At 72.5% G+C, this 13922-nt stretch carries 11 protein-coding genes and 3 tRNA genes; 6 read left to right on the forward strand and 8 right to left on the reverse strand.

The genetic code is table 11. From position 1 onward, the window contains the following. Positions 1-200: 200 nt before the first annotated feature. The 3 genes from B086_RS0110520 (at position 201) to B086_RS0110530 (ending at position 5152) form a co-directional block, all read left to right on the forward strand. Positions 201-2198 (forward strand): hypothetical protein, encoded by a 1998-nt coding sequence (locus B086_RS0110520; RefSeq protein ID WP_018566372.1) that lies wholly within the window; start codon positions 201-203, stop codon positions 2196-2198. 451 nt (positions 2199-2649) lie between these two features. Beyond that, positions 2650-4173: a N,N-dimethylformamidase beta subunit family domain-containing protein gene (locus B086_RS0110525; protein ID WP_018566373.1), complete on the forward strand. Its 1524-nt coding sequence runs from the start codon at positions 2650-2652 to the stop codon at positions 4171-4173. A gap of 79 nt (positions 4174-4252) precedes the next feature. After that, on the forward strand, positions 4253-5152 hold the full coding sequence (locus tag B086_RS0110530; RefSeq protein WP_018566374.1) for a phosphoribosylaminoimidazolesuccinocarboxamide synthase: 900 nt from the start codon (positions 4253-4255) through the stop codon (positions 5150-5152). A gap of 42 nt (positions 5153-5194) precedes the next feature. Here B086_RS0110530 and B086_RS0110535 read toward each other — a convergent pair. The 8 genes from B086_RS0110535 to B086_RS0110570 all read right to left on the reverse strand — a co-directional run bounded on the left by B086_RS0110535 (position 5195) and on the right by B086_RS0110570 (position 10074). Continuing rightward, a tRNA-Gly gene (locus tag B086_RS0110535) sits at positions 5195-5270 on the reverse strand. 23 nt (positions 5271-5293) lie between these two features. Further along, positions 5294-5923, reverse strand: coding sequence for a response regulator transcription factor (locus tag B086_RS0110540; protein ID WP_018566375.1), 630 nt, complete (start codon positions 5921-5923; stop codon positions 5294-5296). Next, positions 5920-7329, reverse strand: a complete 1410-nt coding sequence (locus B086_RS39710) for a sensor histidine kinase (protein WP_018566376.1) — start codon at positions 7327-7329, stop codon at positions 5920-5922. Before B086_RS39710 ends, B086_RS0110540 begins: the two co-directional genes overlap by 4 nt. Before the next feature lie 79 nt (positions 7330-7408). Further along, positions 7409-8221 carry an ABC transporter permease gene (locus B086_RS0110550; protein WP_018566377.1) on the reverse strand — a complete coding sequence of 271 codons (813 nt, stop codon included), beginning with the start codon at positions 8219-8221 and terminating at the stop codon, positions 7409-7411. After that, entirely contained in the window at positions 8218-9192 is a 975-nt protein-coding gene (locus tag B086_RS0110555; protein WP_018566378.1) for an ABC transporter ATP-binding protein, read from the reverse strand. Before B086_RS0110555 ends, B086_RS0110550 begins: the two co-directional genes overlap by 4 nt. 173 nt (positions 9193-9365) lie before the next feature. Continuing rightward, positions 9366-9438, reverse strand: a tRNA-Gly gene (locus tag B086_RS0110560). 80 nt (positions 9439-9518) lie between these two features. Then, positions 9519-9590: transfer RNA gene (locus B086_RS0110565), tRNA-Gly, on the reverse strand. A 166-nt stretch (positions 9591-9756) separates the two neighbouring features. Further along, entirely contained in the window at positions 9757-10074 is a 318-nt protein-coding gene (locus tag B086_RS0110570; RefSeq protein ID WP_018566379.1) for a histone-like nucleoid-structuring protein Lsr2, read from the reverse strand. A 365-nt stretch (positions 10075-10439) separates the two neighbouring features. Between B086_RS0110570 and purS the strand changes: the two genes are divergently transcribed. The 3 genes from purS to purL are packed head-to-tail and all read left to right on the forward strand — an operon-like array spanning position 10440 to position 13644. Further along, complete coding sequence (purS, locus tag B086_RS0110575; RefSeq protein ID WP_018566380.1) at positions 10440-10712, forward strand: phosphoribosylformylglycinamidine synthase subunit PurS; 273 nt, start codon at positions 10440-10442, stop codon at positions 10710-10712. Next, positions 10709-11389, forward strand: a complete 681-nt coding sequence (gene purQ, locus B086_RS0110580; RefSeq protein ID WP_018566381.1) for a phosphoribosylformylglycinamidine synthase subunit PurQ — start codon at positions 10709-10711, stop codon at positions 11387-11389. The genes purS and purQ overlap by 4 nt, the downstream gene beginning before the upstream one ends. Continuing rightward, on the forward strand, positions 11386-13644 hold the full coding sequence (gene purL / locus B086_RS39715; RefSeq protein WP_018566382.1) for a phosphoribosylformylglycinamidine synthase subunit PurL: 2259 nt from the start codon (positions 11386-11388) through the stop codon (positions 13642-13644). Before purQ ends, purL begins: the two co-directional genes overlap by 4 nt. Positions 13645-13922 lie beyond the last annotated feature (278 nt).

Below are 13922 nucleotides of genomic sequence, written 5' to 3' on the forward strand. Positions count from 1 at the left end.
CATCCACCTCTGACCAAAGCCATTCCATCGAGTGAGCAATGGCCCATCCGGCTGACGTGGGCCGGACCCCCAACTAGGGTGCGGCGCAAGCGTTCCGGCACTTGGCCCACCGGCATTGCGATGTCAGTGGCGGGTGCCACAGTGGGGGAGTGAGCACCACAGGGCAGTTCAGGACAGTCGGGAGGGGGTGACGTCCGGTCGTGACCGGAAACGGTGTGGAAGGCAGTGCGCAGTCGGCGCGCTCCCGGGCCCTGGCCGTGCTGCGTGTCCGCGGACGCGCGCTGGCCGTCGCCCTGCTGCCCGCCGCCGTCGCCGTGATCCTGCTCGCCGGCGGTTCCACCGGTCATCTCGTGGGCCACGGCTGGGACCTCGCCCGGTGGGTGGTCGGCGCCGTGGCGGTCGTCGTCCTGCTGGCCGCCGCCGGTATCGGGGCGGTCGTCGCCCGCGCCCGCCCCGCGATGAGCCCCACGGTCCCGGTCCCGGAGGAGTCCGCCCCGGACCTGTACCGCCTGGTGCGCGACCTCGCCGACCGGCTCGACGTCCCGGCCCCGTCCGCCATAGCACTGACCCCGGACTGCGACAGCTGGCTGGAGGACCGTACGCATCCGGCCCACGGCCCTCCCGCGGGCGCCGACCGGGACGAGCCGGACGGGCCCGGTGCCCTGCCCGCGGGCCGCTCCCGCCGGGCGGCGGCCGCGCCGGTGCTGGTCATCGGCTCCCCGTTCCTGTGGTGGATGCGCGTCGGCGAGCTGCGGGCCGTGCTCGCCCCGGTCGTGGCCGGTACGGGCCCCTCGGCGCACCCCGACATAGCCGCCGCCCGCCGGTTCGTCCGCGGGCTGGACGCGGCGGTGGCCGCCGCCTCGACGGCCGGGCGGTGTCCGCTGTCCCACGCGGTGTGCGCGGCCGTCGGCTGGGTGGCCCGGCTGATGCTCCGCGGCTGCCGGGAGGACGCGGCCCTGATGGAGCGGGGCGTGGCGGCGGCAGCGGCCGACCGTGCACAGGCTGTGGACTATGGGCTGCGGATCGTCGCCCAGGAGCAGGTCGGCCTGGCGTACGCGGGCTGGGACCGGCTGCTGACCCGGGTGGCGCTGCCCGCGTGGCGGATGGGCCGCTGGCCGTCCCGGCTGGACGCGGGTGTCGTCGCGGCCCTCACGGAGCTGTCCCGGCGCGACCGCCTGGCCGAGGGGTTCGCCTCGCGGCTGGGCGAGCGGCCCGCCTGCGACCTGCTGGAGGAGCCCGGCACGGTGGACGAGGCGACTTCGCTGCTGGCGGCACGGCTCTTCCACGGCGGCCCGGCCGGGACCGGCCCGGACTGGGCCCCGGTGGACTGGGCGGACTACCCGGAGGAGGTCGTCGACCGCAAGTGGCGCACCGACGCCGCCCGTCTGCACCGCGTACTGGACGCGCTGGGCGTCCGCCGCGCCCCCGGCTCCCCGGTCGGCGACCCGCACGGCGCGACGCTGGAGCGGGTCCTGCGGCATCTCTCCGCCGACCACCTCCTCGCGTCCCCGCCGCACGGACCGGCGGACCCCACCCGCACGGCCGAGCCCACCCGAACGGCCGAAGCACCCCCATCGGCTGAGCCCGCCGGGCCCGGCGGACCTGCCCGACCCGCCGGACCCGCCGGACCTGCCGGAGCTGTCGAGAAGGCCCAGGCAGCCCCGGTGGCCGGACCGGTCGCGGCGGCCGAGCCACATGAGCCGCACGAGCCGCACGAGCCGCACGAGCGGTACGACTCGTGCGAGCGGCATGAGTCGTACGGGCCGGACGACGACGAGTCCGACCCGGGCACCGAGCGCGGCGCCGCGCTCGCCGCCGGACTCAGCGCCGAGCTGGCCCGGGAGGAGGCCGCCGCTCCCGCCGCCCCGACGTCGGCGGAGAGCGGCGGACAGACCCCCGCCGCACCCCCCTGGGACGAGGGCGCGCTCCCCCTCCTCCCGCTCCAGCCGCCGCGCACCGGCCGGGAACTCCTCGCCGACCACGTCACCGCGATGGTGTGCTGCGCCGCGATGGACACCGCCGGGGCCGCCCCCGGCCTCGACTGGCTCGACGGCCCCTCCCTGCTGATCGACGGCGAGAGAACCGCCGACCTCGGCCCCAAGGTCCTCGCCCTGGTCGAGGACGGCGATCCGGGCCCGTTGCGGACCTGGCTGATCGACGCGGGCATACGGCCGGAAAAGCCGGTGCGGCTGGCCTGAACCCGGCGGACGCGGATCCGGAGGGCGGCCTACCGGACCCAGGACTTCCACTTTCGGTCAATTCGCAACGAGTAGTGACAGCATGCGTGCGTCATGTGATGTGCTGGGACCGACCGCGCACGTGGCAATCGCACACGACATACGACAGACGGGCGCCGTCCCGCTCTGCCTGCCCGCACCAGGACGCACGGCACCCCGGACCGGCCGGCACACCACCCGGCCCCCCGGCCACCGGCGGCCGTACCCGGCCACCCCAGCCGCCCGGACCAGGCCCACGGCACCCGGCAGCAGGACGCACCCGCACCGCACACACGCACCGCACACCCACATCAGGACGCACCGCACACCCACCAGGGCGCACGGACACACCGGCCGGACGGAAGCGCAGAAACGCATCCGCACCGCCCCGCCGGTCACGACAGAGCACGGGGGACGAGGGAGGGGAACAGCCATGGGACCGGACCGTGTCCGCCGCTGGGAGTCGGGAGCACTCGCGCACGCCGTCACCGATCCGTTCGGCCAGGGGCCCGTGCCCTGGCTGCGGGGCAGCGAGACGTACTACGACGACAGCGGCCATGTCGTGCCCTGGTACGTCGACCCGGCCGCGCCCTCCGTCCCCGGCGGCGGACCGGGCGGCAAACCGGGCGGCACCGCCTCCCGCATCCCCGCGCCCCGCCCCGCCGAGGTCGGCCCCCGCTCGGCCGACGACGTGCACCGCCAGATCAAGGGCTTCGCCTCCACGGGCGCCGTCACGCCCGGCGAGGCGATCGACTTCCACGTCACCGTGGACCCGCCCCAGGAGTTCGGTGTCGACGTCTACCGCATCGGCCACTACGGCGGCGACGGAGCCGCCAAGATCACCACCAGCCCGCGGCTGTCCGGCATCGTCCAGCCGCCGCCGCTCACCGCCGACCGCACCGTGTCCTGCCACCACTGGTGGCTGTCGTGGCGGTTGCAGATCCCCTCGTACTGGAGCATCGGCGCGTACGTCGCGGTGCTGACCACCGCCGACGGCTACCGCTCCCACATCCCCTTCACCGTCCGGGACAGCCACCCCGCCGACCTGCTCCTGCTGCTGCCCGACGTCACCTGGCAGGCGTACAACCTCTACCCGGAGGACGGCCGCACCGGCGCCAGCCTCTACCACGCCTGGGACGAGGACGGCCGGCTGCTCGGCGAGGCCGACGCCGCCACCACGGTCTCCTTCGACCGGCCGTACGCGGGCGCGGGCCTGCCCCTGCACGTGGGCCACGCCTACGACTTCATCCGCTGGGCCGAGCGCTACGGCTACGACCTCGCCTACGCCGACGCCCGCGACCTGCACGCGGGCCGGGTCGACCCCACCCGCTACCGCGGCCTGGTCTTCCCCGGCCACGACGAGTACTGGTCCGTCCCGATGCGCCGCACCGCCGAACGCGCCCGCGAGCACGGCACGTCCCTGGTCTTCCTCTCCGCCAACACCATGTACTGGCAGGTCGAACTGGGCCCCTCCCCGGCCGGGGTCCCCGACCGCCTGCTGACCTGCCGCAAACGCAAGGGCCCCGGCCGCCCGGTGCTGTGGCGGGAGATCGACCGGCCCGAGCAGCAGCTCATCGGGATCCAGTACGCGGGCGGCGTCCCCGATCCGCACCCGCTGATCGTGCGCAACGCCGGCCACTGGCTGTGGGAGGCGACCGGGGCCCGGGAGGGCGACGCGATCGACGGCCTGGTCGCGGGCGAGGCCGACCGCTACTTCCCGCGCACCCCGCTCCCCGACCACCAGCGCCGCATCCTCCTCGCGCACTCCCCGTACACCGACGGCGAAGGTGTCCCGCGCCACCAGGAGACGTCCCTGTACCGGGCGCCGTCCGGTGCCCTGGTCTTCGCGTCCGGGACGTTCGCCTGGTCACCCGCGCTGGACCGCCCCGGCCACGTCGACGCGCGCGTGCAGCGGGCCACGGCCAACCTTCTGGACCGCATCTGCAAACGCGACTGACCCGTCCTCCACCCGCTGTCCGCGGCCCGTGTCCGATACGGGAGAATCGAGCCATTGGACAGAACCACGGGGAGGAACCGTGTCCGGATTCGTCGAAAAGCCCGAGCCGATCCAGGTTCCGGGTCTGGTGCATCTGCACACCGGCAAGGTGCGCGACCTGTACCAGAACGAGGCGGGCGACCTCGTGATGGTCGCCAGCGACCGCATGTCCGCCTACGACTGGGTGCTGCCCACCGAGATCCCCGACAAGGGGCGCATTCTCACGCGGCTCTCCCTGTGGTGGTTCGACCGGCTCGCCGACCTCGTCCCCCACCACGTCATCAGCACCGACGTCCCCGAGGGCGCCCCCGCCGACTGGGCCGGGCGCACGCTCGTCTGCACGTCGCTGCGGATGGTCCCGGTGGAGTGCGTGGCCCGCGGCTACCTCACCGGCTCGGGCCTGGCCGAGTACAACGCCTCCCGCACGGTGTGCGGCCTCGCCCTCCCCGAGGGCCTCGTCGACGGCTCCGAGCTGCCCGCCCCGATCTTCACCCCGGCCACCAAGGCCGAGGTCGGCGAGCACGACGAGAACGTCTCCTACGAGGAGGTGGCCCGCCAGGTCGGCGCCGAGACGGCAGCGAAGCTGCGCCAGACGACCCTCGCCGTCTACGGCCGGGCCCGGGACATCGCCCGGGAGCGGGGGATCCTCCTCGCCGACACCAAGTTCGAGTTCGGCTTCGAGGGGGAGACGCTGGTCCTCGCGGACGAGGTGCTCACACCGGACTCCTCCCGCTTCTGGCCCGCCGACCAGTGGCAGCCGGGGCGCGCGCAGCCGTCGTACGACAAGCAGTTCGTGCGGGACTGGCTGGCCTCCGCGGAGTCCGGCTGGGACCGCACCGGTGAGCAGCCCCCGCCGCCGCTGCCCGAAGCGGTGGTGGAGGCGACCCGGGGCAAGTACGTGGAGGCGTACGAGCGGCTGACCGGCACGAGCTGGTCCTAGAGCACGAAGAAGCCCCCCGGCCGAGACCGGGGGGCTTCTTGCTGGAGCGGACGACGAGGCTCGAACTCGCGACCTCAACCTTGGCAAGGTTGCGCTCTACCAACTGAGCTACGTCCGCAGTGCGCCGTGGCGCGAGAGCAACTATACCCAACCTCGCTCGCGGGCGAGCCGCACCGCGGCATGCCGGTTCTCTGCGCCCAGCTTGGTCACGGCCGACGACAGGTAGTTGCGGACGGTGCCGGGGGAGAGCGCGGCCCGCTCGGCGATCTCCGTGACGGGGGCGCCGTCCGCCGCGAGTTCCAGCACCTCCGCCTCCCGCGCGGTCAGCGGGGAGTCACCGGCGGAGATTGCGTCGGCGGCCAACTCCGGGTCGATGTAGCGGTTTCCGCCGTGGACGGTACGGATGATCTCGGCGAGCCGCTGGGCGCTGACCGTCTTGGGCACGAAGCCGCGCACACCCGCGGCCAGCGCCCGCTTCAGATGCCCCGGGCGGCCATGGCCGGTCACGATCAGCACCCGGCAGTCGGGCAGTTCCGTCCGCAGCGATGTGGCGACCTTCACACCGTCGGCGCCCGGCATCTGGAGATCCAGGACGGCGACATCGGGTTCGTGCGCGCGTGCCATGGCCAGCGCCTCGGGGCCGCTCGCCGCCTCCGCGACCACCAGCAGGTCGTCCTCCAGCGAGAGCAGCGCGGCGAGCGCGCCCCGGATGAGGTGTTCGTCGTCGGCCAGCAGCAGCCGTACGGGCCCGGCCTCGCGGTACGTCGTCATCTGCCGATCCCACCGGCCCCACGCACCGACCGTGTCTCCTCCGCCATGTCACCCTCCATCGACTCCGACTCCGACTCCGACTCCGACACCAGCTTCTGTGCTGCCTTCTGCTCCGGCACCGACACCGACTCCGCCCCCGGCCCTGGTTCCCCTTCCGGTCCGGACCGTGTCCGGACCGCCTCGGCCGGGAGCGGCACCTCGGCGGTCAGCCGGAAGCGGCCGGGGCCCGCGGGGCCCGCGTGCAGCAGGCCGTCGAGCTCCGAGAGACGTTCGCGCAGCCCCGCGAGGCCGGAGCCCGGCCGGCCGCCGGGCGGCGTCTCGGGCACGCCGTCGTTCTCGACCGTCAGCTCGGCCCGGCCGTCGCGTACCCGAAGGGAGATGGCGCACTGCCGCGCGTCGCCGTGCCGCAGCACATTGGTGGCGGCCTCGCGGACCACCCAGCCGAGCGCGGACTGCGCCGCGGCGGGCAGCCGGGTGGCCGAGCCGGTGACGGCGCAGTCGATGCCCGCGGCGGCCAGCACCCCCTGGGCACCGGCGAGTTCCGCCCCGAGGTCGGCCTCCCGGTAGCCGCGGACCACGGCACGCACCTCCCGCTGGGACTCCTGAGCCAGCCGCTGCACCTCGATCATCTGCTCCACCGCGTCGGGCCGTCCGCGCCGTCCCCACTGCACGGCCAGCTCCGCCTTCAGCGCGATCACCGCGAGATTGCGGCCCAGCACGTCGTGCAGATCCCGTCCGAAGCGCAGCCGCTCCTCGGCGACGGCCAGCCGCGCCTCGACCTCGCGGGCGCGTTCGGCCTCCCACAGCACGGACAGCGTCCAGGCGCTGCAACGCGCGGCCAGCAGCGCGAAGCCGATGGTGAAGGCGACCAGCACCGCGATCATCAGAACGTCGGCGGGCTCCTGGACGGTGAGAGCGTCCGCCGCCATGACGAGCAGCCCCACCACGGCGGACCGGCGCAGGAACACGGGGACGGACACGATCAGCGCGTAGACGAGGCCGAACATCAGCAGGGCGGCGCCGACCGCGAGCCGGGCCGCCCAGGGGTCGATCCCGTCGGCGGCGACCAGCGCGAACGGCAGGACGAGCGCCGCGACCAGCAGCCCCAAGGAGGTCCTCAGCGCGCGTCCGGACAGTCGGCCGCGGCCCAGGAAGTGGTCGAAGGCGGGCTGGGCGAGCCGGTTGGCGGCCGCGCACTGGAGCACACCGACGACGATCACCAGCCCCGCGAGGACGAGGGGCAGCGGCCGGTGGCGCACCCCGGCGACGACCGGGGGTGCCATCCAGGTGAGCGAGAACACCCACTCCGCCGCGCACAGCATGATCACGCTGTGCAGCTCGACCCGTTCCGCCTTGCTGCGCTCCCGCCACTGCCGCCGCTGCCACCGCCGGATGCCGTCGAACATCGCGCTTCTCCGCCCATCCGTTCCGCCTGTTCCACCTGTTCCGCCCGTTGCCTTCGTGCCGTTCGTACCGGCCCGTGTCTCAGCGCCGGGGCTCCCAGCGGAACCACCGTCGCACAGCGAACACCGCGAGCGTCAGCCAGACCAGGGCGAGGACCAGGGCCCGCAGCACCTCGAACCCGCTGAGCCCGCCGGTCCAGCCGCCGCGCAGCAGGGTGATCGCCGGGGTCAGGGGGAGCAGTTCGCACAGGTGGGCCAGCCGGTCGGGAAGGATCTCCAGCGGGACGGCGATCCCCGAGCCCACCGCCGACACCATGATCAGCGGGATCGAGGTGACCTGGGCGCTCTCCGTGGTGCGGGTCAGGCCCGCGGTGACCGCAGCCAGGGTCAGGCACAGCGCCAGCCCCAGCAGCAGGCCGAGCACGGCGAGGTGGGGCGCGTGCGGGGCGGGCACATGCAGCAGGGCCGTACAGGCGGCAATGAGGATCAGTGACTGCCCGAGCCCAGTGACGAGCGCCGGGAGCGCGGTCCCGGCGAGGATCTCGGTGTCCCGCGCCTCACCGGTGCGCAGCCGCTTGAGGACGAGCTGCTCGCGCCGGGCGACGAACACGCCGACGAGTGTGGAGTACACGGCGAACAGCAGGGAGAAGCCGAGGGCGGCGGGCAGCATGACGAGCCCGACGGTGAGCCCGGCGTCCTTGAGGTTCATCCCCTCGGCCGCCGAGTGCAGGCTGAACGGCAGCACCAGCGGGACGAGTCCGGCGGCGACGAGGGTGCTCCGGCTCCGTACGAACAGGGTCAGTTCGGCGCGGGCGAGGGCGGTCATACGGCTCATCGGCGTGCTGGTAGTCCGGTCGGCGCGGGCCGCGCCGGTGGGGGTGGCGATGCTGGTCATACGGCGTGCTCCGGCTTCCTCGGCTCCGCGGGCTCCCCGGGTGCCGATACCTCGCGGGCGATGGTCAGGAACGCCTCCTCCAGTGAGGCCGACCGGGCGTCCAGGCCGTGCAGGGCGAGCCCGGACCGCTGGGCCCACAGGAGCAGTTCGGTGGCGGTGCGCTGCAACTCCCGGGTGTGCAGCCGCAGGACGCGGCCCTGCACGTCGTGCCCGCACACCCCCAGGGCGGCGAGCGGCGGGAGGTCGCCGGGGAAGTAGCCGGCGGGCAGCTCGAAGGAGATCCGGGACGGCTGGGCGGCCGTGACCTCGGCCGGGGTGCCGGACACGGCGATGCGTCCCTCGTGCAGGATCGCGAGCCGGTCGGCGAGCCCCTCGGCCTCCTCCAGATAGTGCGTGGTGAGCAGCACGGTGGTGCCCGCGTCCCGCAGTGACCGGACCAGGTCCCAGGTGTCCCGTCGGCCCTCGGCGTCCAGCCCGGTGGTCGGCTCGTCCAGGAACAGCACCTCGGGGTCGCCGAGCAGGGCGAGCGCCAGGTCCAGCCGGCGCCGCTCACCCCCGGACAACTGCTTCACTCGGACGTCCGCGCGCCGCTCCAGACCGACCAGGGCGAGGGCTTCCCGGGGGTCGCGGGCGCCGCTCACACAGCCGGCCCACATCCGTGTGGTCTCGCTGACGGTCAGTTCGGAGGGGAAGCCGCCCTCCTGGAGCATCACGCCGGTACGCGGCCGTACGGCGGCCCGCTCGGTGAAGGGGTCGTGGCCCAGCACCCGGACGTGCCCCGCGGACGGCGCGGCCAGCCCCTCCAGCACCTCGACCGTCGAGGTCTTTCCGGCGCCGTTGGTGCCGAGCAGGGCGAAGATCTCTCCTTGTTTCACGTGAAACGTGATGCCGCGTACGGCCTCGAACCCGCCCCCGTACACACGTCGTAGGTCGGTGACCTCAATCACGTGCTCGTGTTCGTTCCTGTCCATGGCTCCAGCGTCGGGGCGGGCGCGGGCTCCGCGCAGTGCGCGATGTCATCGGACGGAATGACAAATGTCAGTCGCGAGCGGGGAAGCGGGCAGGGCGTGAGCGGGGAAGAGTGTGCGGACCGGGTACGGGACACGAAAAGACCCCGGTCCGATGGACCGGGGTCTCATTCCCGAGCGGACGACGAGGCTCGAACTCGCGACCTCAACCTTGGCAAGGTTGCGCTCTACCAACTGAGCTACGTCCGCATTGCCTCCGACCGGCTCTCACCGATCGGTGCGAGCACCAGCCTACCTGATCCACTTGCGTGGTCGGACCAGCGGTGCAGAGCGGGTGACAGGGATCGCACACTGCGCCTTCCCCCTGGAAGGGGGATGTTCTACTACTGAACTACACCCGCATGTAGTCCGTGGGTCTCGGCCTTTCGGCCTCGCCCCTCGGCGTGCTCCAGACATTAGCTGATCAGCAGGGGGGTAACGCAAGTCGGCTGCTCCCAGGGGCCGCTGACGGTCCCTGGGGCCGCTCCTGCGGCGTCCGTCCGGGCGTCCGGCCCGGACCGCCGCCCGTCACTGGGCCGCGCTGAACGCCTCGTAGACCTTCTTGGGGATGCGTCCGCGGGCCGGCACGTCCATCTTGTTGGCCTGTGCCCAGGCCCGGACGGCGGCCGGGTCGGGGGCCACCTCCGTCTGCCGGTAGGCCTTGCCCGACCTGGACCGCTTGCGGCCCGCCTCGACGTAGGGCTCCAGCGCCTTACGCAGTTTCTTGGCATGGGTTTGGTTCAGGTCGATCTCGTAGAACCTGCCGTCGAGTCCGAAGGCGATCGTCTCCGCCGCTTCCGAGCCGTCGATGTCGTCAAAGAGAGTGACCACGACACGCTGCGCCACGAATATCGGTCCCTTCGTTCGGCACCTCCGCGCCCATCTGCTCCGCCATGACATGCGGGGACGTTCGGAGATGCCGGCTGTCCGCCGGTTATCGGGAAAAGTATCGGCTGTTGCCAATTCATTTGTACAGTGCCGAGCATTGTGAAGTGAAGCCCCGACTAAATCTGTCCGCGTGTCCCCGCGTGGCACAGTGCAATACCCGATGCGAGACGGAACGCCGAACTTTCCCAGAACTTTTCACGAAGCCCCCCGATCGAGGCCCGATCGTGACCGGCGTCACGTACTTTCCTACAGGTCTACCCGCGTAGAAATTTTGTGCGGGTAGTCTGAAGGAACCTGCTCAGCACCACACACCGGGAGTGCCAGTGGCACGCGTCGTAGTCGACGTCATGCTCAAGCCGGAGATCCTCGACCCCCAGGGCCAGGCGGTGCAGCGCGCACTGCCGCGCCTGGGTTTCGACGGCATCTCCGACGTACGTCAGGGAAAGCGATTCGAACTGGAAGTGGACGGGCCCGTCGACGAGGCCGCGCTCGCCCGCATTCACGATCTTGCCGAATCCTTCCTCGCCAACACCGTCATCGAGGACTTCACCGTCAAGGTCGAGTCCGACGACGTGGTTGCGGGGGCCGCGAAGTGACCGCTCGTATTGGCGTCGTCACTTTTCCGGGCAGCCTCGACGACCGCGACACCCAGCGGGCGATCCGTCTGGCGGGCGCCGAACCGGTCGCCCTCTGGCACAAGGACAAGGACCTCAGGCAGGTCGACGCGGTCGTCCTGCCCGGCGGCTTCTCCTACGGCGACTATCTGCGGGCCGGTGCCATCTCCCGCTTCTCGCCGGTGATGGAGACCGTCATCGAGCAGGCGAAGGCCGGTCTGCCGGTCCTCGGCATCTGCAACGGCTTCCAGGTCCTCACCGAGGCCCACCTGCTCCCCGGCGGCATGCTCGGCAACGACCACCTGCACTTCATCTGCCGCGACCAGAAGCTGCGGGTGGAGAACGCGGAGACCGCCTGGACCGCCGACTACACGGCCGGCCAGGAGATCCACATCCCGCTGAAGAACATGGACGGCCGCTATGTGGCCGACCGGTACACGCTGGACAAGCTGGAGGCCGAGGGGCGGGTCGCCTTCCGCTACCTCGACGTCAACCCCAACGGCTCGCTCAACGACATCGCCGGCGTCACCAACGAGGCCGGCAACGTGGTCGGCCTGATGCCGCACCCCGAGCACGCCACCGAGCCGCTGATCGGCACCGGCCGTACCGACGGCCTCCCGTTCTTCACCTCGATCCTCAAGAAGCTGGTCACCGCATGAGCAGGACGCCTCTGGACACGGTCGAGCACGCGGCCGCGACCCCCGACGTCGAGCTGCCCTGGGCCGAACTGGGCCTGAAGAAGGACGAGTACGAGCGGGTCGTGGAGATCCTCGGCCGCCGCCCGACCGGTGCCGAGCTGGCCATGTACTCCGTGATGTGGTCCGAGCACTGCTCGTACAAGTCCTCCAAGGTCCATCTGCGCCAGTTCGGCGAGAAGGCCCCCGAGTCCGACGCGATGCTCGTCGGCATCGGCGAGAACGCCGGTGTGGTGGACGTCGGCCAGGGCTACGCCGTCACCTTCAAGGTGGAGTCGCACAACCACCCCTCGTACGTGGAGCCCTACCAGGGCGCGGCCACCGGCGTCGGCGGCATCGTGCGCGACATCATCGCGATGGGCGCCCGCCCGGTCGCCGTCGTGGACCCGCTGCGCTTCGGCGCCGCCGACCACCCCGACACCAAGCGGGTGCTGCCCGGCGTGGTCGCGGGCATCGGCGGCTACGGCAACTGCCTGGGCCTGCCCAACATCGGCGGCGAGGTCGTCTTCGACGCTTGCTACCAGGGCAACCCGCTGGTCAACGCCGGTGCCATCGGCGTCATGAAGCACGAGGACATCCACCTCGCCAAGGCGTCCGGCGCGGGCAACAAGGTCATCCTGTACGGGGCCAGGACCGGCGGCGACGGCATCGGCGGCGCCTCCATCCTCGCCTCCGAGACCTTCGACGACGCCAAGCCGTCCAAGCGCCCCGCCGTCCAGGTCGGCGACCCCTTCCAGGAGAAGCTGCTCATCGAGTGCACCCTGGAGGCGTTCGCCGAGAAGCTGGTCGTCGGCATCCAGGACCTCGGCGCGGCCGGTCTGTCCTGCGCCACCTCCGAGCTGGCCTCCAACGGCTCCGGCGGCATGCGGGTCACCCTGGACGACGTCCCGCTGCGCGACTCGACGCTCTCGCCCGAGGAGATCCTCATGAGCGAGTCGCAGGAGCGCATGTGCGCGGTCGTGGAGCCGGAGAAGGTCGACCGGTTCCTGGAGATCTGCGCCAAGTGGGACGTCATCGCCACCGTCATCGGTGAGGTCACCGACGGCGACCGCCTGGAGATCTACTGGCACGGCGGCAAGATCGTCGATGTCGACCCGCGCACGGTCGCGCACGAGGGCCCCGTCTACGAGCGCCCCTACGCCCGCCCGTCCTGGCAGGACGCCCTCCAGGCCGACGACGCGAACAAGCTGCCCCGGCCGGAGTCGGCCGAGGAGCTGAAGGCGCAGGTCCTGAAGCTGGTGGCCTCGCCGAACCAGGCGTCCAAGAAGTGGATCACCCAGCAGTACGACCACTTCGTGCAGGGCAACACCGTGCTGGCCATGCCCGAGGACTCCGGCATGATCCGCATCGACGAGGAGACCGGCCTCGGCGTCGCCCTCGCCACGGACGGCAACGGCCGCTACGCCAAGCTCGACCCGTACACCGGCGCGCAGCTCGCGCTGGCGGAGGCGTACCGCAATGTCGCCACCACCGGCGCCAGGCCGCTGGCGGTCTCCGACTGCCTGAACTTCGGCTCGCCCGAGGACCCGGCGGTCATGTGGCAGTTCACCGAGGCCGTGCGCGGTCTCGCGGACGGCTGCCTCCAGCTCGGCACGCCGGTGACCGGCGGCAACGTCTCGCTCTACAACCAGACCGGCGAGGCGGCCATCCACCCGACGCCGGTCGTCGCCGTCCTCGGTGTGATCGACGACGTGGCCCGCCGCACCCCGGCCGCCTTCCAGGAGGAGGGCCAGCTGATCTACCTCCTCGGCGACACCCGCGAGGAGTTCGGCGGTTCGGCCTGGTCGCAGGTGGTCCACGACCACCTCGGCGGTCTGCCGCCCCAGGTCGACCTGGAGCGCGAGCGGCTGCTGGCCGAGATCCTGATCTCCGCCTCCCGCGACGGCATGGTCGACTCCGCGCACGACCTGTCCGACGGCGGTCTGGTCCAGGCCGTCGTGGAGTCCGCGCTGCTCGGCGGCAAGGGCGCGCGGCTGGTCGTCCCGGACGGCCTGGACGCGTTCACCTTCCTGCTCTCCGAGTCGGCCGGGCGCGCGATCGTCTCCGTGCCGCGCTCGGAGGAGGTCCGCTTCACCGACATGTGCGGCGCGCGCGGTCTGCCCGCCGCCCGGATCGGTGTCGTCGACGGTGACACGGTCGAGGTGCAGGGCGCGTTCGCGCTGACGCTGGACGAGCTGCGCGAGGCCCACGAGGGCACCATCCCGGCGCTGCTCGCCTGAGCCGGTCCGCCGCACGCGGCGGCCGCGAGGCCCGGTCGCTCCGGCGACCGGGCCCTCCGGCGTGCCCGGACCCGGGCCGGACCCGTCCCGGGGACAGGCCGAGGACAGGCCGGGGACAGGCCGGGATCCGGTTCGTCGCGCCGCCCCTGCGCCGCGGCGGGCTCGGCGGGCAGCAGGGCTGCCCGTTCCTGACTCCGACGCCGACGCCGACGCCGACCGCGAACGCGAACGCGCGCCCGCGTCCCCGTCGAAAAGGCCCTGAGCGCCCGTGCCGTCCC

Source organism: Streptomyces sp. PsTaAH-124, assembly GCF_000373685.1.
Taxonomy (GTDB): domain Bacteria; phylum Actinomycetota; class Actinomycetes; order Streptomycetales; family Streptomycetaceae; genus Streptomyces; species Streptomyces andamanensis.

What these genes read in the sequence shown, in the direction of transcription:
- B086_RS0110525 (WP_018566373.1), top strand. Translation starts at nt 2,650, where the DNA reads ATGGGACCGGACCGTGTCCGCCGCTGGGAGTCGGGAGCACTCGCGCAC.
- B086_RS0110540 (WP_018566375.1), bottom strand. Translation starts at nt 5,923, where the DNA reads ATGACGACGTACCGCGAGGCCGGGCCCGTACGGCTGCTGCTGGCCGAC.
- B086_RS39710 (WP_018566376.1), bottom strand. Translation starts at nt 7,329, where the DNA reads ATGTTCGACGGCATCCGGCGGTGGCAGCGGCGGCAGTGGCGGGAGCGC.
- B086_RS0110550 (WP_018566377.1), bottom strand. Translation starts at nt 8,221, where the DNA reads ATGACCAGCATCGCCACCCCCACCGGCGCGGCCCGCGCCGACCGGACT.
- B086_RS0110555 (WP_018566378.1), bottom strand. Translation starts at nt 9,192, where the DNA reads ATGGACAGGAACGAACACGAGCACGTGATTGAGGTCACCGACCTACGA.
- purL (WP_018566382.1), top strand. Translation starts at nt 11,386, where the DNA reads ATGAGCAGGACGCCTCTGGACACGGTCGAGCACGCGGCCGCGACCCCC.